The organism is Butyrivibrio sp. M55 (assembly GCF_900116865.1).
Lineage (GTDB): Bacteria > Bacillota > Clostridia > Lachnospirales > Lachnospiraceae > Butyrivibrio.
In genome coordinates, this window is sequence record NZ_FPCD01000003.1 from 68,823 (window position 1) to 87,672 (window position 18,850).

Annotated in this window: 18 protein-coding genes and 1 other RNA gene; 5 read left to right on the top strand and 14 right to left on the bottom strand. The window is 42.5% G+C overall.

Going from position 1 to position 18,850, the window contains the following annotated elements:
• Positions 1–5: 5 nt before the first annotated feature.
• A complete protein-coding gene (locus BM398_RS04590) occupies positions 6–479 on the top strand; it encodes a hypothetical protein (protein ID WP_026656433.1) in 474 nt (157 codons plus the stop codon).
• Positions 480–551: 72 nt separating this feature from the next.
• On the opposite strand, the gene BM398_RS04595 is transcribed toward BM398_RS04590, so the two are convergent.
• Positions 552–992 (bottom strand): YwiB family protein, encoded by a 441-nt coding sequence (locus BM398_RS04595; protein ID WP_092336629.1) that lies wholly within the window; start codon positions 990–992, stop codon positions 552–554.
• 9 nt (positions 993–1,001) lie between these two features.
• Entirely contained in the window at positions 1,002–1,877 is an 876-nt protein-coding gene (ispE, locus tag BM398_RS04600) for a 4-(cytidine 5'-diphospho)-2-C-methyl-D-erythritol kinase (protein ID WP_092336630.1), read from the bottom strand.
• 193 nt (positions 1,878–2,070) lie between these two features.
• On the opposite strand from ispE, the gene BM398_RS04605 reads away from it, so the two are divergent.
• On the top strand, positions 2,071–2,694 hold the full coding sequence (locus tag BM398_RS04605) for a hypothetical protein (RefSeq protein ID WP_092336631.1): 624 nt from the start codon (positions 2,071–2,073) through the stop codon (positions 2,692–2,694).
• A gap of 40 nt (positions 2,695–2,734) precedes the next feature.
• Here BM398_RS04605 and BM398_RS04610 read toward each other — a convergent pair whose 3' ends face one another.
• From BM398_RS04610 to BM398_RS04630, 5 genes are all read right to left on the bottom strand, one after another.
• A complete protein-coding gene (locus tag BM398_RS04610) occupies positions 2,735–3,031 on the bottom strand; it encodes a hypothetical protein (RefSeq protein ID WP_092336632.1) in 297 nt (98 codons plus the stop codon).
• Between the two features lie 114 nt (positions 3,032–3,145).
• Positions 3,146–4,048 (bottom strand): dihydroorotate dehydrogenase, encoded by a 903-nt coding sequence (locus BM398_RS04615; protein ID WP_092336633.1) that lies wholly within the window; start codon positions 4,046–4,048, stop codon positions 3,146–3,148.
• Position 4,049: 1 nt separating this feature from the next.
• Positions 4,050–4,829 carry a dihydroorotate dehydrogenase electron transfer subunit gene (locus tag BM398_RS04620; protein ID WP_092336634.1) on the bottom strand — a complete coding sequence of 260 codons (780 nt, stop codon included), beginning with the start codon at positions 4,827–4,829 and terminating at the stop codon, positions 4,050–4,052.
• Between the two features lie 51 nt (positions 4,830–4,880).
• Positions 4,881–5,954 (bottom strand): hypothetical protein, encoded by a 1,074-nt coding sequence (locus tag BM398_RS04625; RefSeq protein WP_092336635.1) that lies wholly within the window; start codon positions 5,952–5,954, stop codon positions 4,881–4,883.
• Positions 5,955–5,969: 15 nt separating this feature from the next.
• The gene (locus BM398_RS04630; RefSeq protein WP_092336636.1) at positions 5,970–7,259 is read right to left on the bottom strand and encodes a dihydroorotase; all 1,290 of its coding nucleotides are present in this window, start codon (positions 7,257–7,259) and stop codon (positions 5,970–5,972) included.
• Between the two features lie 141 nt (positions 7,260–7,400).
• Between BM398_RS04630 and BM398_RS04635 the strand changes: the two genes are divergently transcribed.
• Positions 7,401–8,138, top strand: coding sequence for a lysophospholipid acyltransferase family protein (locus BM398_RS04635; protein WP_092336637.1), 738 nt, complete (start codon positions 7,401–7,403; stop codon positions 8,136–8,138).
• A gap of 77 nt (positions 8,139–8,215) precedes the next feature.
• On the opposite strand, the gene BM398_RS04640 is transcribed toward BM398_RS04635, so the two are convergent.
• The 7 genes from BM398_RS04640 to tadA form a co-directional block, all read right to left on the bottom strand.
• Positions 8,216–9,424 (bottom strand): D-alanine--D-alanine ligase family protein, encoded by a 1,209-nt coding sequence (locus BM398_RS04640; protein ID WP_092336638.1) that lies wholly within the window; start codon positions 9,422–9,424, stop codon positions 8,216–8,218.
• A gap of 30 nt (positions 9,425–9,454) precedes the next feature.
• Positions 9,455–11,104, bottom strand: a complete 1,650-nt coding sequence (locus BM398_RS04645) for a Mur ligase family protein (RefSeq protein WP_242949760.1) — start codon at positions 11,102–11,104, stop codon at positions 9,455–9,457.
• 12 nt (positions 11,105–11,116) lie between these two features.
• On the bottom strand, positions 11,117–11,911 hold the full coding sequence (locus tag BM398_RS04650; RefSeq protein ID WP_092336639.1) for an alpha/beta fold hydrolase: 795 nt from the start codon (positions 11,909–11,911) through the stop codon (positions 11,117–11,119).
• Between the two features lie 84 nt (positions 11,912–11,995).
• Positions 11,996–13,576, bottom strand: coding sequence for a glycoside hydrolase family 9 protein (locus BM398_RS04655; protein ID WP_092336640.1), 1,581 nt, complete (start codon positions 13,574–13,576; stop codon positions 11,996–11,998).
• A 17-nt stretch (positions 13,577–13,593) separates the two neighbouring features.
• Positions 13,594–15,885: a hydratase gene (locus tag BM398_RS04660; protein ID WP_092336641.1), complete on the bottom strand. Its 2,292-nt coding sequence runs from the start codon at positions 15,883–15,885 to the stop codon at positions 13,594–13,596.
• A 95-nt stretch (positions 15,886–15,980) separates the two neighbouring features.
• Positions 15,981–17,570, bottom strand: a complete 1,590-nt coding sequence (locus BM398_RS04665) for an extracellular solute-binding protein (RefSeq protein WP_092336642.1) — start codon at positions 17,568–17,570, stop codon at positions 15,981–15,983.
• Positions 17,571–18,107, bottom strand: a complete 537-nt coding sequence (tadA, locus tag BM398_RS04670) for a tRNA adenosine(34) deaminase TadA (protein WP_442857303.1) — start codon at positions 18,105–18,107, stop codon at positions 17,571–17,573.
• Positions 18,108–18,252: 145 nt separating this feature from the next.
• On the opposite strand from tadA, the gene BM398_RS04675 reads away from it, so the two are divergent.
• Both BM398_RS04675 and ffs read left to right on the top strand, forming a co-directional pair.
• Positions 18,253–18,660: an RrF2 family transcriptional regulator gene (locus tag BM398_RS04675; protein ID WP_092336643.1), complete on the top strand. Its 408-nt coding sequence runs from the start codon at positions 18,253–18,255 to the stop codon at positions 18,658–18,660.
• A gap of 81 nt (positions 18,661–18,741) precedes the next feature.
• An RNA gene (gene ffs / locus BM398_RS17645) (signal recognition particle sRNA small type) lies at positions 18,742–18,841 on the top strand.
• Positions 18,842–18,850: the final 9 nt, after the last annotated feature.

Below are 18,850 nucleotides of genomic sequence, written 5' to 3' on the forward strand. Positions count from 1 at the left end.
ATAGATTGAGTACCGGTTTAATTGTATTTATCGTAATAGCAGTAATTTTAGTCGCAATAATCATTGCACTTATGATAATCGGCAGAAAAGCCCAGAAGAAGCAGGAAGAACAGCAGGTTCAGCTCGATTCCATGAAGCAGAGCATGTCCATGCTTATCATTGACAAAAAGAGAATGAAGATCAACGAAGCAGGTCTTCCGCAGGCCGTTATCGACCAGACTCCCAAGCTTCTTCGCAGATCCAAGCTTCCAATCCTTAAGGTAAGAGTCGGAAACAGGGTTATGAGCCTTATCTGTGATGAAAAGATTTTCGATTCAGTTCCCGTTAAGAAGGAAGTTAAGGCTTCAGTCAGCGGTATCTACGTAACAGAAGTTAAAGGCCTTCGTGGTAAGACTGTTACTCCTGAGAAAAAGAAAGGCTTCTTTAAGAACCTTGTTGCTAAGGCTCAGGAAAAAGCCGGCGCTAAGATGGTTAAATAATATTTGCTCAAATTATAAAGCTCTCGCATGCGGTGATAATATATCACGCGATGTGAGAGCTCTTTTTTTGCCTTATCTTGCTTTTATTTCTATTATCATTTTGGAGTCGGATAAAACCTCATCTCCGGATTTAATTATGTATTCCGCAGAAATTTCACCGATCACACCGTTTTCTTCATTCTTAAAATCAAGGCTCTTGGTGATAACTTCCATCTGCATCGATCCGTACGGTGTCTTGTAATCCATGACATATTCTTCGGCGCCAAATACCATCTTTGAATTCATAGCGCCTGTGCGCACGACCTCAACACTCTTTAAATCCGCAGGTACAGTAACTTTGTTGGCTACCTTTATCCTCTGGCCACTCATATCCTGCACTTCATCATACTCTATGCATACAGAGCCGTCTGCAAATGCCTGGTAGATTCCGCTTGAACTTGTATCAATGCGTTCTTCTTCGTTTCCGTCTCTTATGTGGATACCTGCCACATTTATATCAACTTTTTTCTTCATATTGCCGTCTCAGTCCTCTTTACCGGGATTAATTGGTGCGGACAAAAAAGCTTCCGGCGCAAGCTTACTTTCAACAACTGCCTTATACCCTGCTTCTGCCGCTTCTTTTTTGTCGAATACGCCAAATACTGTGGGGCCGCTTCCTGTCATGAATGCACCTACAGCGCCCTCATTTCTGAGTATCTCTTCAATCTGCCCTACCTCTTTGTACTTGGATGCAGTGACATCTTCAAGAACATTTCCTATAAGAGAACACATCTTCTTAAGGTCACCTGCTTCTATTGCAGCCTTGATTCCGTCTATATCAGGATGTGTTATCACTTCCCTGCTGTCCAGTTCTTTATAAACCCAGCCTGTTGAAACATCTATTGCAGGCTTTGCGATAACAAGATAACAATCCGGCATGTCGCTTATAGTTGTCAGCTCCTCACCGATTCCCTCTGCAAGCGCTGTTCCGCCGACTATACAATACGGGATATCGGCACCCAGAGACACAGCAAGCTCACAAAGCTCTTTTTTACTGAGGTTAAGTCCCCATAACTCATTCAAAGCCAGATATGCTGCCGCACCGTCCGTACTTCCTCCTGCCATTCCGGCAGCCACGGGGATTCTCTTAACAAGGTGCATAGTAACACCTTTTTTCACATTAAATTTGTCCTTAAGCTGTCTTGCAACCTTGCAGATGAGGTTCCTTTCGTCAGTCTCTATCTTATCGGTAGACGCAGTCAAAACAATCTCACCGCTGTCATTATCTTCAAATGTAAGCGTATCGTACAGATCCACATTCTGCATTATCATCTTAACAATGTGGTATCCGTCCTCACGAACTCCCGTAACATCAAGTCCGAGATTTATCTTTGCATATGCTTTTCTCTCAAGCTTCATAATTATATACTCCGAAATTATTTTTCTTCATCTTCTCACTCCGAAGGATCAAACTCAAGGAAAAAATAAAATTTTTAAAAATTTTCGATATTCCGCTAAAGTTTTTTGTATAATTACCGATATGAGGATTAGGTAAACCATAGTTTCGTTTCAGCGCGGTATTTAGTACCCTGTCGCAGAAAAGGAGTTCGATATGGGCGTAAACGGAATTACCGAGGTTACTAACAACATCGCAACCACCTATGCTTCATCAGTTAATCCGTCTGTAGACGAGAAAAGTAAAAACGATGAAGTAAAGGAAAAGACCCAAGCTGCAGCCGTGTACGAGAAATCTGAGGAAAGTGATACAAAAAACGTATCTTCCAAAGAAGCGGACCGGACCAAGATCATCAAGCAGATGCAGGCAGATGTAGCAATGCGCCAGCAGCAACTTTTGAACATTGTTCAGAAGATGATGGGCAAGCAGGCCAAAGCCTACGGCATCGCCAACTCTGACAACGATGAAGATTCAATGTGGAAGTTCCTTGCAAAAGGGGATTTCACAGTGGATGCAGCAACTAAGGCACAGGCAGAGGCTGACATTGCCGAGGATGGCTACTGGGGCGTCAAGCAGACATCCGAGAGAATCCTCGATTTTGCCACCACACTGGCCGGAAACGATCCTGAAAAGCTGGAAAAAATGAGAGCTGCTTTTGAGAAGGGTTATGCTCAGGCAGAGAAAACCTGGGGAGGAGAACTTCCCGAGATTTCGAAAAACACCTTCGACGCAGTTATGAAAGGCTTTGACGAATTAACCGGCAAGACAACAACCGAATAATACGTTGCTAGTAACAAAAAAGGACTGTCACTTTAGATGATCACTCATCTAAGTGAAGTCCTTTTTTCATGTTATTCATATGTTCTTCGTATATTTTTGCTTCCGATCTTGGTTCTTCCGATGCATCGGTACTTGCCGCCTCAGTAACAGGAGCTGCAGCGCTCTCTTCAAGTTCCGCCATCCGCTGAATCCTCATTACCGAAACATTTGTCGCCGCACCGCTAAGCATATCATGCGCCCACGGACTGACCGTGCATATGAAAATAATAAGAAAAACCAATGCGATCAACGCACCTATTGCATATAATAATTCTTCCAATATCTTCTTTATAATCATAATCTTTCCTTTACAGACCGCTTCCTTGCGTCCCCTTGTCTGTTCGTTTTTTATTCTATCATCACAATATTAAAAAACGTTAAAGGATTGATTATATATAGATAAAAGAACTATTTATACAATCTTACGTATATCGTCTATGTCCTTAACATCGTACTTCTTCATGTACTCTTCGATGCCATCCACTACTTTTTCCGTAGTATAAGGATCGTGGAAGTTCATTGCTCCGACTGCAACCGCTGTGGCTCCTGCCATGATGAACTCAATCGCATCCTCAGCATTGGCAATTCCGCCCATTCCTATAACAGGGATATCAACCGCATGAGATGCCTCATATACCATTCTTACGGCAACAGGCTTGATTGCAGGGCCGGACATTCCTCCGGTCTTATTTGCAAGCGCGAACTTTCTCTTATAAATATCAATCTTCATTCCCGTGATCGTATTTATAAGTGAGATTGCATCCGCTCCGGCTGCTTCTGCCGCCTTAGCCATCTCGGAAATGCTTGTGACATTTGGACTTAATTTCATGATAATGGGCTGCTTTGCAACCTTTTTTATCTTCTCTGTTATGTCAAAAAGAGCATCTTTGTTCTGGCCGAAAGCGATAGCTCCCTCCTTAACGTTGGGACATGAAACATTGATCTCAAGCATATCTACGCGCTTCTCATCGCCAAGTCTCTCTACTACTTCAAGGTAATCCTCTACGGACTTTCCGCATACATTTACAATGACCTTTGTGTCATATTTCTTCAAAAACTCAAGATCACGTTCTACAAACACATCTATTCCGGGGTTCTGAAGTCCAATTGCATTGAGCATACCGCCGTACACTTCAGCAACTCTGGGAACCGGGTTTCCGGGCCACGGCACGTTTGCAACGCCTTTAGTTACTACTGCGCCAAGTTTATTAAGATCTACAAAGTCCGAGTATTCCATTCCCGAACCGAATGTTCCCGAAGCTGTCATTACGGGATTTTTAAATTTAACTCCTGCTATTTCAACTGTTGTATTCATATCACATCTCCAAATCGTCAGCATCAAAAACCGGGCCGTCGGTACAAATTCTCGCATTATGAACGTGAGAATGGTCATCAATTTCCTTTGTCTTACAGATACAACCAAGGCAAGCGCCTACGCCGCATGCCATTCTTTCTTCAAGAGAAAGATATGCCTTTGCACCAACCTCGGATGCATATGCTTTTATTGCTCTGAGCATAGGCATAGGACCGCATGCAAAAATAACGTCGCACTCTATTTTCTCTGCTTTCATTGCATCAATGACATTTCCCTTTGTTCCAACACTACCGTCTTCGGTTGCGATGTACATCTTGGCATACTTAGAAAACTCATCAGACAAAAATGTCTCACTGTTTCTATATCCCATGACTGCACTGACGTCTTCGGAAGAAAGTCTCTTTGCCGTCTCAAGAAGCGGTGGCACGCCGATTCCTCCGCCCATTACAACTACCTTTTTTCCCTTGGCAGCTTCAAGCGGAAAGCCGTTTCCCAAAGGTCCGAGGATATTTATATAATCACCCGGCTGATAAAGCGCAAACTCCGCCGTTCCGGATCCGACAACTCTGTAAACAAGTCGGATTGCCGATTTCTCTGCATCAACTTCGCATATACTGATAGGTCTTGGAAGTAATGTAGATTTATTTACAGGATATACCCCAACAAACTGACCGGGCTTAACATCGCCTGCAAAGGGCGTTTCAAGCCACATATCATATATTCCGTCCGCAAGAAGCTTCTGACTTAGAACCTTTGCTTCTTTTTTCATTTTTTTAGCCATTAAGAACTCTCCTCATTTATATATTTCTAAAAAGGTATTTCGCTCGCGAAATTACTGCGCTAATGTATACTCTGTATCCCCAAGCCTAAGCACGTCATCTTTAATGAAATACTTGATTGCCTGTGAAGGATCGTTATCATATTGTATTCTCTCATCGTTCCATACAAACCAGTAATCACTTTCATTTCCCGAATTATGTATTCCGGTTTTGTCACTGTAAAATACAATATAATCTCTCCACTTATACTGCATCCTCGAATCCTGATAATCTTCTTCTCTTTCGCGAATGTATACGGTGGCTTTTCTTCCTGTCCTCTTCGGATCCACAAAATCTGTAAATTTCACGTACTCATTGCCGTGCTTATCGACAATCTCCATCCACTTATCATATGAAATCTCATTGGTAGTATCCCAATAAGGACTTTCGTCAGAATAAAAATACCTGATTTTTTCTGTATTCACCAAATATTCATCACGGAGTCCCTCGACAATTTCAAGCTCATCATTGATAAACTTATAAAATGTAGCAACCTCCAATACCGATTTTGAAGGCATTGTACTGGGCTTGCTGTCTTCCTTGATGATTGTTCCGTCTGTTCCAAAATAATAGGTTTCGTCTTCTTCGCTTTTCAATACATGTACCATTACACTTTCCTGTAAAGTAAAGATATCAAAAATAAGCGTATGATATCTGTCTTTTCCCGGTATGTCGGTGTCTTTTATACATGAATTAGCACCGATGATAAGCTCCTTTATTCCATCACCGTCAAGATCTCTTATCACATAGCCATATCGCAGATCTTCGGCCTCACTCCTGTATGTATTATATACATTTGAAGAAACATCCAGCCCTTTGAGATCTCCTTTTTCAACGCAATACCTTATGTCATCAATAAACTGCTCGTACGATCCATACTTCTCTTCATCAATTTCTTCGGAAGTACCGTCTTCAACGGATTCGCTATTTTCGCCATTCGAAGCTAAGCTCGCATCTGCGCCAAGAATATCAACGGCATCTGCGGCTATCTCTTCACCTGCTCTGCTTCCATTGATCGCACTTGCTTCTGTACGACATCCTGTCAAAAAAACGGACACCATAAGTGCTAAAATAAATCTTTTCTTCATTCTTTCATTCCTTTATCAATCTGCTTCATATACCACTTTTCCACAGCATATTGTATATAAAACACGCGCAGGGAATTTTTCTCCCAAAAACGGTGTATTTGTGGCCTTTGAATATGTCTTATCAAACACCCACTCTGTCTTATTGTCAAATATCACAAGGTCTGCCTTTCCTCCGACTTTCACGCTTCCCGCATCCAGACCGTAGATCTTGGCAGGGCAGATTGTCATGCGCTTTAACAGCTCAGAAAGCGTCATGTATCCCTTGTCGACAATTTCTCTTATTCCCAGCAAAAGAGATGTTTCTATTCCGGTTATTCCACTCGGAGCCTCTTTTATCGGCTTATCCTTCTCTTCCTTCGAATGAGGCGCGTGATCGGTTGCGATCATCTCTATCGTGCCATCCTTAAGCCCCTCGATTATTGCAAGTCTGTCTGACTCAAGTCTGAGCGGAGGATTCATTTTTGCCAAAGTTCCGTGCTTTAAAACCGCATCCTCTGTAAGTGTGAAATGATGCGGAGTTGCCTCGGCATATACTTTCACGCCTCTCTTTTTGGCCTGTCTTATAAGATCGACTGACTCAGCTGCGCTTATATGCTGCACGGTTATCTTAGCGCCCGTCCTCTCAGCTATCTCAATATCTCTTTTCACCATGGAAATCTCTGCTTCTCTGGGTGAGCCTGTGATTCCAAGCTTCCCTGCAACAGCGCCCGCATTGATTCCGTTGTCTGTAATAAACTTAGGATCTTCTTCGTGGAGACTAACGACTTTATCAAGTGCCGCAGCTTTCTTACAAACAGCCTCCATTATCTTCTCATCGGTTATGGGTTTTCCGTCATCTGTGAAAAGAACTGCTCCTGCGTCAAGCAGCTTTTCCATATCAACCTGCTCTTTTCCCTCCATGTTCATGGTCACATTTGCGCAGGTATACACGTTGATTCCAGTTTCTTTGCCCTTATCAAGAGCATACTTTATTGTCTCGACATTATCCATATGCGGATTGGTATTTCCCATCATAACAACCGATGTGAATCCGCCTCTTGCCGAAGCTCTTGCTCCTGTCTCGATATCTTCTTTATAAGTAAATCCGGGGTCCCTGAAGTGAACATGTCCGTCAACAAGTCCAGCCGTTACTATTTTTCCGTCTGCATCTATCACTTGGTTTGCGGAATCCTGCAAAAGTTTTTCCACTTTTACACAATCTTTATCCACAATATCCACAATTTTTGTACCATCTATTATTATATCTTTATATCCTTCATAGCCTGATTCGGGCTCGATAAGGTATCCATTCTTAATAATCAGCATTACATTTCTCCCCGGCTGCTTTTGTTTTGCATATTACTCTGCCCCATTATACGACAAAATAAATAATAATGGCATTAAATTATATGGTAAAATATGTTTTGAATCAGAGAATTATTTAATAGAAACGAGGTTTTACATTTTATGATACGTTTTATCGCTGCAATACTTTTCATCGTGATATTCCTGATCGTGAGTATCCCGATTCAGCTTGTTCTTTTGATAATCAAGAAATCCAATCCTTACGCTGTCAAAACAGCTTCATTAAAAATCGTCGGATTTGCATTTAACACCGTTATGCTGATATGCGGCATAAAAGTTACCGTTATCGGCGAGGAAAATGTTCCCAAGGATCGTTCCGTTTTGTATGTCGGAAATCACAGAAGCTACTTCGATATCGTAGTTACTTATCCCAGAGTTCCCAGACCTACGGGTTATATTTCAAAAGATGTCATCAAAAAGATTCCCATTCTTGGCTACTGGATGGTATTCCTCGATTGTCTGTTCCTCGACAGATCTGATATCAGAAAAGGTCTCGAGATGGTTCTTGCAGCTATCGAAAAAGTTAAGAGCGGCATTTCAATGTGTATCTTCCCCGAAGGAACCAGAAACAGCACTGACGCACCCATGCTCGATTTCCACAAAGGAAGCTTTAAGATTGCCCAGAAATCAGGATGTCCCATTGTCCCTATGGTAATCAACCACTCGCGTGACATTTTCGAAAATCACATTCCTTTTATCAAACCTACTCACGTTGTTATCGAGTATTGTAAACCCGTTGTCATCAGTGAACTTGATAAGGAAGATCAGAAAAACATCGACAGCTATGTAAAAAATATCATCGAAGAAACTTATATTAAAAACGAAAAACTTCCTCTGTAATCTATTATAAATCAATATTTGCTTAGAGAAAAACCGCTGTAGCATGCTACCATGTTACAGCGGTTTATTTTTACTTATCAGCCTTTGCTTCCCTTGGAACCTCCGCCAAGCTTTACACCCTCAAGTACGTTTGTCTCGAAAGAATAAACAACCTTGTGATTCTCTCTGTCAGCCTTGAGTGCAAGCTGGATCATGTTGTCCAAAAGATGCTCATATTTCATTCCAAGAGGCTCCCAAAGATAGAATGAAAGCGATCCCGGAATCGTGTTGATCTCATTGAAATATACGTTATTAGTCTCCATATCGATCATGAAGTCGATTCTTGAAACTCCCGAACATCCAAGCGCGATGAACGCATCTACAGCCATCTTTCTGATCTTGTCACGCATCTCATCAGAAATGTCTGCAGGAATCTTTCTCTTAAGAGAAGCCATTCCCTTGCTTCCGCCTGATTTTGCGCCCTTAGCGGATCCCTTTGATCCACCACCGATATACTTATCTTCAAAGCTAAGAATATCATCAGAGTTGATAGGCTCTTCGCACTCAGATGCCTCAGCTGACTCATAATCGCCGAGAACCGAGCAGTTGATCTCTTTAAGCTTAGAAATAGCGTGCTCAACAAGAATCTTCTTGGAGAACTCAAATCCAAGGTCAAGAGCTTCAAGAAGAGATGCTCTGTCAGATGCCTTCTTGATTCCGATACTTGAACCAAGGTTAAGAGGCTTTATGATAACGGGATACTCAAATGTTCCCTCGATTTTTGCTACAAGTGCGTCAACGTCCTCATAGTCTTTCCATGTATAGCATTTGCAATCAAGAACAGGAATATCATTGTCCTTAAGAACAGTCTTCATTACATACTTGTTCATTCCGACAGCAGATGAAAGAACATCACATCCTACAACGGGAAGACCGAGTGTTGCAAGGAATCCCTGAAGTGTTCCGTCTTCCACATTTGTTCCGTGAACGATGGGGAATGCAACGTCAACCTGAGTCATAACGTTATTTCCGAATTTCTTCATAGGATATCTTACAAGATTAACCTTGTCATTCTCTTTTACCCATACAACCTGTGTGCTCTTAGCAAGGAGCTGGTTAATGTGAGTGTACTCCTCAATCTTATCGATGTCCTCTCCGACATAGAAGTCGTTGTTCTTTGTGATATAAACAGGCACAACATCGTATTTTTCCTTATTGATATGTCCTATTGCCTGAATCGCAGAGATAATTGAAATCTCATGCTCTGTACTTTTTCCGCCGAATAAAACCGCAACTTTAAGCTTCATAGTATCCCTCTTTCATAATTTCTTTTTTGATCATGTATAGTTATCGGGAAGATCGTTCTCAAGAAGTATTACTTTTTCTCTTCCCGCTTCAAGCTCGTACATAAGCTGTGTAGCTTCCGTGAGGCTGCTCTTTACAAAGAGCTTATCCTCTGCAAATCCTGCACCAAGTGCTCCCTTTTTGATCGCATGAGTCTGCTTCTCACCTACAAGTATGATGTAGTCGCAAACGCCTGCAGCCTGTCTTCCGAACTCTTCGTTGTACTCATCCTCTTTTGCCCCGAGTTCTACCATTCCGGGTGTAACAAGTATCTTTACCGAGTTCTCAAAAAGAGCAAGTGTCTCAAGCGCAACTTTCGCTCCGTTAGGATTGGAGTTATACGCATCATCAAGTATTGAAACAGCGCCGTGTCTTACAAGTTCAAGTCTGTGTGGAACGGGCTGTATTCTTCTTACCGCTATGCGAAGCTTGTTCATCGGAACTCCGAAGCTTGCCGCAACTGCGATAGCACCCGCAATATTTTCAACGTTATGTCTTCCGACGAGCTTCGTACTGAATTCAGAAGTCTCGCCCTCGGGTGTAGTCACATTAAATGTCGTTCCCGCTCCCGTAACGGAAATATCGGAAACTCTGTAATCGCATCCTTCTGAAACACCGTAAGTTATGGCATCTTTATATTTCATGTTTGCCATAACGATTTCATTATCACCGTTTGCAAACTTAAGGTGCTTGCCCTTTGCTGCGCCCTCTGCCTTTTCCTTCTCGTCAACCGCATCAAGAAGTTCATACTTGGTGCTGACGATATTCTCAAGCGAATGGAACGTCTCAAGATGCTGATAACCTATTGATGTAAGTATACCATCATCCGGATGAACAATATCCGTTATCTCTTTTATATCATGAAGATGTCTTGCTCCCATCTCGCAAACAAATATCTCATGTGTGGGAACCATCTTCTCTCTGATAGTTCTGACAATTCCCATCGGAGTGTTATAACTCTCGGGAGTCATCAAAACTCTGTATTTTTCTGAAAGAAGTGTTGTCAGATAGTATTTAACGCTTGTCTTACCGTAACTTCCCGTAACCCCGATTATTCTAAGTCCCTGATGCTCTTTAAGGATTCTTTTCGCATCGTCGATAAACCACTGATTTATCCTGTTCTCGATAGGCTTGTTAATAAGATTTGAAAGTGCAACAACAAGAGGCAGACAACCTATATAAGCCGCAACAAAGAATGCAGCAACCGCATGCTTACCTGCGCTCCAATCAGCACCGAAAGCCACACAGATACCGGCTATAAGTGCCACGATCACAAACAGAACGGCATAGGTTATAAATAATCTCTGAACCCTTTGTGTAACTACAAACTTTTTCTTCGCCTTCTTGGGAATATACATAACCGCCATAAGCGCCAGAAAGACGATAGCAAGAACAAACAATCCTCCCGCTATCTTGTTCATATCGGTCTCTTCCAGAGCTTCCGCATATTCAAAAAATCCCGCACCGAAGATAGCCGCAGCCGCACCTGCATGAAGTCCGTATTTAGTAACAGTGGTCTTTAAAAATCTAAAATACCCCTGAAACTGATAGCTCGATAACTGAAGCATGTGCGTGTAGTAACGAAGCCCCAATACCGCAGCGCAAAGATATACTATGATAAATATTATAAGTATCGCTCCCAAATATCCCTCTCCTTAATTCTTGATTCCAAGAAAGCTTCCCAGAATCTTGTTATATACATAGAGATTATCAAGAAATGAGTAATGGCCTGCTCCCTCTATAACCGCAAGTCCCGCCTCAGGCATAAGCTCTTCCATCTTCTGTCCGTCAGACAACGGTGTCGCCGTATCCTTATCACCCCAGATAAGAAGAACCGGCTGCGTAACCGACGGCATGCTCGGAACCATATCCTCATTTACCGCCATTACAAGGCTCTTTCTCATTACAGGAGATGCCGCCGCATAATCCGCACTTCCAAACTTCTTCTGAAGCTTATCAAGTGCTTTCGGATCAAGCTTAAGCAGGCCGCTCTTTGTGATGAAATTCTTATAGAACTTGTATCTTCTTGACCTCTTTAACTGAGCCTTGGTCTTAACGGGAATAACTCCGGCTGAATCTGTAAGTACGATCTTTGGAATCGTAAATCCCGGAGAAAGCTTGCCCTCATTTATTCCTGAAGCAAGTTTTATTATTATCCTTCCGCCCATGGAATGACCGAGGAAGATCACTTCTTTATCATCGGGATAAAGAGTCTTTATAAAATCGATCACGAAGTTCATGAAATCCTCAACACTCATGGGCTCTTTGGGCTCATCACTTTTTCCAAAGCCGGGCATATCCATTGCAACAACATGATAACCTCTTTTTGCAAAATTAATAACCCCCGCAAAAAGATCTATGTTGGAGCCCCATCCGTGAAGCATAACAAGTAAAGGCCCCGTTCCTTCATCTATGTAGTTTATATTTAGTCCATTTATATTAACATTCATTTGGTTAACTATAGCACCATGATTCTGCCCATGCAAATCCCACAGTTTGCAAAAACATTGCAAAAAATGCTCTATATCGAAGTGCTATTCCTCTCCCTTTTTCTCAAGCACACTGAGCATAAATACTAACAGCGCATCCGCCTGCGGATCGTTTAGGATTCCGACTCCGGCTTCATCTGCATAAGTCCTCTCCGTTGCATCCGTAACGTAGTTAACGGCTCCCGGATTCATCCCCATCAAAAAATGCGCATGATTCTCTATGATCGTAGTGTACTCATGGTTATATATTATATGGTCGGTTATGGTAAGACATCTCATATCATCCAAAAGCTCATTAAAAGCCTTCTCATCGGTTTTTGTCACCAGATAGGCCGATTGTCCTGCCTTCTGCGCAATATCCTCAGAACGCTTCATTAGAAGCTTCATAAGGTACTCACATCTTGTAACGTCAACCTGCTGACTTGTAGAAAGATATGTCACCGAACCGATCAGTATATTCTCATCCGTATTGAAAATCTGATCAAAATTAGTTCTGACAAAGTAATCCTCAAGAACTGTCCCGTACCCTGAGTTTCCCGTTGCTCTGTATAGTTCTGCCGCAGCCTTAAATACCGTGGTATTGTCCTGCGCCTTCTGGTTGTTAAAATAGCAACTCCACGCTCTGTCCGCCGCTTTAAGGCATGTTGTCGCAAATTCGCCGTCATACTTCTGATAGATATAGCTGAATTTGGCAAGCACTGACGCAAAATTTATCGTCGCATCCATAGAAACCGGTGTAACTGTGACAGGGTATGTCATTACATCTCCGCCACCCGAGCTGTCGGTAAGCGCCGCACCGTACTCTCCTCCGGTCTTTGCATCCTGCATCTTTAAAAGCCATTCAACTTCATACCTAACCTCATCAAGAATATCAGGTATACCGTTTCCGCTCTCAGGGATTCCCGCTTCATCAGTAAAAGCCGCTTCGTTCATCTCATAAGCAAGAAGAAGATTCTCCGCAACCTTACATCCGACCGTCGTATCTCTGTCAGCCTGCTCGTCCATGTGCCATCCGCCCGTAACATCTATCTCTGTTTCAGGATGTTCCTGAAGATGTGCAGGTGTCGTGTGGCAGGCACTGTGCGCATTTTCTCCCGCATATTCTTCGGACAATGACATTCCGCACCTGTTAATGTAATATTTTTTGCACGCCTCGTTAAATACGTTCGCATACACATCTTCCGATACGGTAAAAGAATATGATTCTCCTATTATATCCGCGCAGGCATAATAGGTTCCTTCTTCCTTCAGATCGGTAAAGTATCCTATGCCGGTAAATTCTTTTGTCTCTTCGTTATAGACAGACTTGACCACATCTCCCGTATATTTTTCTTCTTTTGTTCCAAGCTCCTTTATACTGAATGTCTTTGGGAGCTTCTTTCCGTGTAAAATGACTGTTTTAACCGAGTCTGTTTTATATCCGACCTGGTCGGCAAGGACGCTCGGAATCTGATTAGGAACGCTGTAATCACCGCTACCTGTAGTTTCCGGGCCTTTTGAACCTGCCTCGACCATATCAACCTGTTTTTCAGCAGAAGAAGCGCCGCAGCCTGCGACGCTTCCAATAAGCGACAGTGTCAGCACTGCCGCAATTATTCTGTTTTTCCGCCTCATAACAGAAAACATACCAATACCAGTCCCTTTTATTTAACTCTGTTGTAGTTTATAAGGCAACCGTCAAGAATTATCTGTCTTTCATCATCGGTGAGATTACCAAGCTTAAGTTCAAACTCAGTCATGCTGTCCCCTGCAACAGCATATGCCTTAATAACTTCATCCTTATTCTTAACCGCATCTCTGATTCCGGGAAGGAAGATGTAGTCTTTGTTCTTGAAAGGAAGTTCACCCTCTTCAATAACAAAAGGAAGCATACCCCAGTTAATAAGGTTTGAACGATATCTCTTTGTTGCGTATTCATTGGCGATGTTAGCCCATCCGCCAAGAACCTTCTGACATGACGCAGCCTGCTCTCTGGCTGATCCGTCACCCGGCTTTACAGCAAAGATTGTTGATCCGAATCCAACGTTGTCATTATTAACACCGCTGAACTTCTTACCGATCACATCCATTACGCCCTTAAGCTCGCCCCATGCCGCAATGGGATCTTTGCCCTCTACAAGAGCATCCTGTGCTGCACGCACTTCTTTTGCAAGTCCTACATATGCAGGATCTTTTCTTGACAATGTAAACTCAGCAAGTCCGAGAGGATTTGATCTGTAAGATGAAGTCTCTCCTGAAGGGATGAGCTCATCAGTTGTTGTTACAGGATCATGAATCTCTGATACAACTCTGAGTACCATGTTCTCAGGAAGTTCTGACATCTTAGGCCAATCCTTGATGTTGGGGCCAAGCTGAAGCTCAACGGAAGGATCTGCAACTCCGTGTGAATCAAATACACGGTTCTTATAGATCTCACTGTCAAAGTGATACTTGTATTTCTTGAGTTCTCCGTCATACTCTGTTGCAGGTGTAAGAACACCCTGATTAGCTGCTGTCGCTGCGATAGATCTTGCATCCATAAGTGCAACTGAAGCAACCTGGCCGTTCTGAACCTTAGAACCTTCACGGTTAGGGAAGTTTCTTGTCGAATGTCTGATACTGAACGCATTGTTTGCGGGAGTATCACCTGCGCCGAAGCAAGGTCCGCAGAATGCTGTCTTAAGGATTGCTCCTGTCTCAAGAATTGCAGCAGCTGCGCCGTTCTTAACAACTTCCATAAAGATAGGTGTTGACGCAGGATATACACTGAGTGTAAATCTGTCGTTTCCGATATAGTGTCCCTTAAGGATATCTGCTGCTGCGCAAATGTTCTCAAATCCACCGCCTGCGCAACCTGCGATTATTCCCTGCTCAACAATGAACTTACCGTCTTTGAGCTTATCCTGAAGTGAATACTCAATGCTGTCGCCAAAGCTTACTCTTGCTCTCTTCTCAACATCTGCAAGAATATCGGCAGCATTGCGATTAACCTCTGCGATCTCATATACGTTACTTGGATGGAAAGGCATAGCAATCATAGGATTGATCGAGCTGAGGTCAACCTTAACAAGACCGTCATAATAAGCAACCTTTCCGGGCTTAAGTTCTTTGTAATCACCGACTCTTCCGTGGATCTCATAGAATTCTTTGATCGTATCGTCTGTCTGCCAGATTGATGAAAGACATGTTGTCTCTGTTGTCATAACGTCAACACCGATCCTGAAATCAGCACTGAGCTTCTCAACACCGGGTCCGACAAATTCCATTACTTTATTCTTTACGTAGCCGCTTCCGAATACTTCTCCGATGATTGCAAGTGCAACGTCCTGAGGTCCTACGCCCTTCTTAGGCTCACCCTCAAGATAAATTGCTACAACTCCCGGCATATCAACATCATAAGTTTGTCCAAGAAGCTGCTTAACAAGCTCGGGGCCACCCTCTCCGATAGCCATTGTTCCGAGCGCACCATATCTTGTATGTGAATCAGATCCAAGGATCATGCTTCCGCCTGCTGCGAGCATCTCTCTTGCGAACTGGTGGATAACCGCCTGATGAGGGGGTACATAGATTCCGCCATACTTCTGAGCTGCTGTAAGACCAAATACATGATCGTCTTCGTTAATTGTTCCGCCAACCGCACAAAGTGAATTGTGACAGTTTGTAAGTACATAGGGAATAGGGAATTTCTCAAGTCCCGACGCCCTTGCTGTCTGAATGATTCCGACATATGTAATGTCATGTGAAGTAAGTTTATCAAACTTAACGCATAACTTTTCCATGTTTCCGGAAGTATTATGCTCTTTAAGGATTCCGTATGCTATTGTGTTCTCTTTCGCACTCTTTGCCGCATCCTCTGATACACCGTTAGATGCGAGAACCGCTGCAGCCTCTGCATTATCAGGCACTACAGTGTTACCGTTTATGAGATAACACCCATGTTCAAGTGTTGTTACCATTACCATTCCTCCTACCCATTTTTACTACGCTATACATGTATACAATTTACAGGCGTTATTTTATCATAGTTTTCGTCTTCTTTGTATGATATTTATTAATGTCCGTTCTTATCCTTATCGGCATCATAAATATTCTGCAGATATGTTTTTACCTCATCTACTCCCGCGGCCTGTAGAGCTGTCCTGAATTCATTGACCTCAGCCTCCGGCGTTCCTTCATATCTGCCATACGTGATCTCAGGAATATATTTATCGCATACCTTGGTGACTTCTTCTATCGTATTGTTAATATTGGTCGTCATAAATCGATATCTGTCCCAAGGATAGTCTATTGCAATCTTGTTATACTCTGACTTAAGTTCGTTATAATCATCCCAGGCATAGTTCGAGTCTGCTTTTTCATAGGAATCTCTTCTTCCCCACCAGAAGTTGGTTGTTATTCCATCTTTTTCGTCATTATATCCGTTGGGTCTCTCAAGCATGTCTTTGGGATTTATCTGGTACTGCACGCCTTCAATTCCGTATCTTATAAGTCTGTAGCACTCCACATCATTTCTTAAAATGTCGTACACCATAAGAGCTCTCTCAGGGTTCTTTGACTTTGATGAAATTGCCATTGCTCCGTGCAAAATACTTGTCTTTAACAGGTTTTCTTTTCCAAACCAGAAGAACTTAAGCTTTGCCTCAGGCTGATAAATTTCCATATTAGGTTTTATCGTAGTGTAATAGTCCTCTGTAGTCGCAAGAACAACCGAGGTATCTCCGTTATAGAAAGCCTCATAGTTATCCTTGTAATCCGAAAAATCACTTCTCCATACGCCCATCTCATTCCATTTCTTCATGATCTTGGCATAGTTAATAAGATAATTACCCGACATATAAGGTGAAACTATCTGGCTCTGCGCATTCTTAAAAATGCCCCATACTCCGTAGTCGCCAAGCTCATATATAGGAATATAATTACTTTCGGACATGATATATCCAAGAGCCTGCTTTGTTTCTTTTCCATCAGCATCCCAGAAAAGCTTCTCCGGATTCTGTTCTCTATAGAGTGTAAAAAATTCATCAAGAGTATCCCAATCCTGTATCTCACCGATGTTGAAATCTCTCCCGAGGTCGTTACTCTTGGCTTTCTCTACATTTTTTACATCATCCAATCTGTAAACAAAACCATAGTTTATCCACTGGGTATACTCATTTTCCGGAATAAAATATATCTTTCCGTCATAAGTGCAGCAATCCCAGTCCATGGATGACACATATTTATATGTCTGCGGGCAATATGTCCTTAGCATATCTTCAGAAAGGGGCAAAAAATATCCCTTAGCCGCGTTAGGCCATGCATCAAGCCAGTCGCTTCCCGCAGCGATTAGATCTACATTAACGTTTCCCAAACTAAGCGTCTTGTTATAGTTTTCAAGATAATCGTTCCAGCCAATATAATAGATATCCAGCTTCGCATTTACCTTCTTTAAAAGAAGCTCGTTAAGTCTGTCCAGAACCTTCTCTGTCATTCCGTTTATAGGCTTATCACCTATAGTCAGATAAGTAATTGTAACCGGAGGACCTGAAACATCTATATTACGGTATTGAAAGTCCGAAACCACTTTTCTGCTGTTTCCACAGCCTACTGTACTAATTGTCATTACCGCTGTCATAACCAGCGCGAGAATCTTCCTTTTCACTTAAAGATTTCCTTTCTGCTCTTTCTCAGCTTTATTTCTTGCTCTCAGCTCTATAAAAAAATCTTTCAGCAGTTTACTGCATTCCTCTTCCAATACGCCTTTTTTCACAACAACCTGATGATTGAAATCCGGATTGTTCAAAATATTCATAACCGATCCGGCGCATCCCGCCTTGGGATTCTCCGCTGCCATAACGACTTCGGGTATTCTTGCCTGCACTATGGCTCCCGCGCACATCTGACACGGCTCCAAAGTAACATACAACTTACATCCCTCAAGTCTCCAATCTTTTATCACCTTTCCCGCCTTGCGTATAGCAGTTATTTCCGCATGCGCGAGCGGTGTTTTGTCTGTGTTGCGCCTGTTATATCCTCGTCCGATTATCTTGTCTTCATAAACTATTACGCATCCTATCGGAACTTCTCCCAGAGCAAATGCTTTCTTCGCCTGATTAATGGCTGCTCTCATGTACTTGATATCTTTAAGCTCATCCTCAGTGCAGTTTTCCATGTTCACACCTGCGGATTTTGGCTGCATTTTCATAAATATACTTCTTTCCTAGCGAAATGGTAGTAATTCTGTTAATATATGATATACGAATTACTTCATGACTTAAGTCATTTTTGCAATTCTACATTATATCACTATATTATACCAAATTATCTATAAAAAGGGGTTTTTTATGCGAATATCCACAAAGGGAAGATACGCTTTGAGAGTAATGATAGATCTTGCCAGCTTCGGTAACGACAATTTCATTTCACTTAAAGACATTTCTCAGAGACAAAACATACCTATCAAATATCTGGAACAAATTGTTTCGACCTTAAATAAAGCGGGATACCTCAACAGCATGCGCGGAAGTAACGGCGGATACCGCCTTTCCAAGCCCTCCGAGGAATATAATATCGGCGACGTACTCAGAACAGTTGAAGGAAATCTCACGCCCGTTGAATGCGTCGCATATGAAAACGGAGTTATGTGCCCCAGAACCGATTCATGCAATTCTGTTAACTTCTGGAAAGGGCTGGATGAAGTTGTAAACAAATATATCGACAGCTACACCCTTAAGGATCTTATCCAGCAATAACAAATTGACATTACGGTCAAAAAAAAGTATAGTAATCAAAGCGGTCTTGTGAAGGGTGCATGTAGCAGTCCTTTTGTACAAGCGTGGGTCTTATGCAATGAAAATCTGCGAACCGTGTCAGGTCGGGAACGAAGCAGCACTAAGCAGAACCTTTCATGTGTTGTAAGGTCGCCTGCGCTGCGTCGGAAGT

Coding starts and splice junctions, on each gene's coding strand:
- BM398_RS04595 (WP_092336629.1), bottom strand. CDS start 992: ATGAAGAAAAAAGTTGATATAAATGTGGCAGGTATCCACATAAGAGAC.
- ispE (WP_092336630.1), bottom strand. CDS start 1,877: ATGAAGCTTGAGAGAAAAGCATATGCAAAGATAAATCTCGGACTTGAT.
- BM398_RS04605 (WP_092336631.1), top strand. CDS start 2,071: ATGGGCGTAAACGGAATTACCGAGGTTACTAACAACATCGCAACCACC.
- BM398_RS04610 (WP_092336632.1), bottom strand. CDS start 3,031: ATGATTATAAAGAAGATATTGGAAGAATTATTATATGCAATAGGTGCG.
- BM398_RS04615 (WP_092336633.1), bottom strand. CDS start 4,048: ATGAATACAACAGTTGAAATAGCAGGAGTTAAATTTAAAAATCCCGTA.
- BM398_RS04620 (WP_092336634.1), bottom strand. CDS start 4,829: ATGGCTAAAAAAATGAAAAAAGAAGCAAAGGTTCTAAGTCAGAAGCTT.
- BM398_RS04625 (WP_092336635.1), bottom strand. CDS start 5,954: ATGAAGAAAAGATTTATTTTAGCACTTATGGTGTCCGTTTTTTTGACA.
- BM398_RS04630 (WP_092336636.1), bottom strand. CDS start 7,259: ATGCTGATTATTAAGAATGGATACCTTATCGAGCCCGAATCAGGCTAT.
- BM398_RS04635 (WP_092336637.1), top strand. CDS start 7,401: ATGATACGTTTTATCGCTGCAATACTTTTCATCGTGATATTCCTGATC.
- BM398_RS04640 (WP_092336638.1), bottom strand. CDS start 9,424: ATGAAGCTTAAAGTTGCGGTTTTATTCGGCGGAAAAAGTACAGAGCAT.
- BM398_RS04650 (WP_092336639.1), bottom strand. CDS start 11,911: ATGAATGTTAATATAAATGGACTAAATATAAACTACATAGATGAAGGA.
- BM398_RS04655 (WP_092336640.1), bottom strand. CDS start 13,576: ATGTTTTCTGTTATGAGGCGGAAAAACAGAATAATTGCGGCAGTGCTG.
- BM398_RS04660 (WP_092336641.1), bottom strand. CDS start 15,885: ATGGTAACAACACTTGAACATGGGTGTTATCTCATAAACGGTAACACT.
- tadA (WP_442857303.1), bottom strand. CDS start 18,107: ATGCAGCCAAAATCCGCAGGTGTGAACATGGAAAACTGCACTGAGGAT.
- BM398_RS04675 (WP_092336643.1), top strand. CDS start 18,253: ATGCGAATATCCACAAAGGGAAGATACGCTTTGAGAGTAATGATAGAT.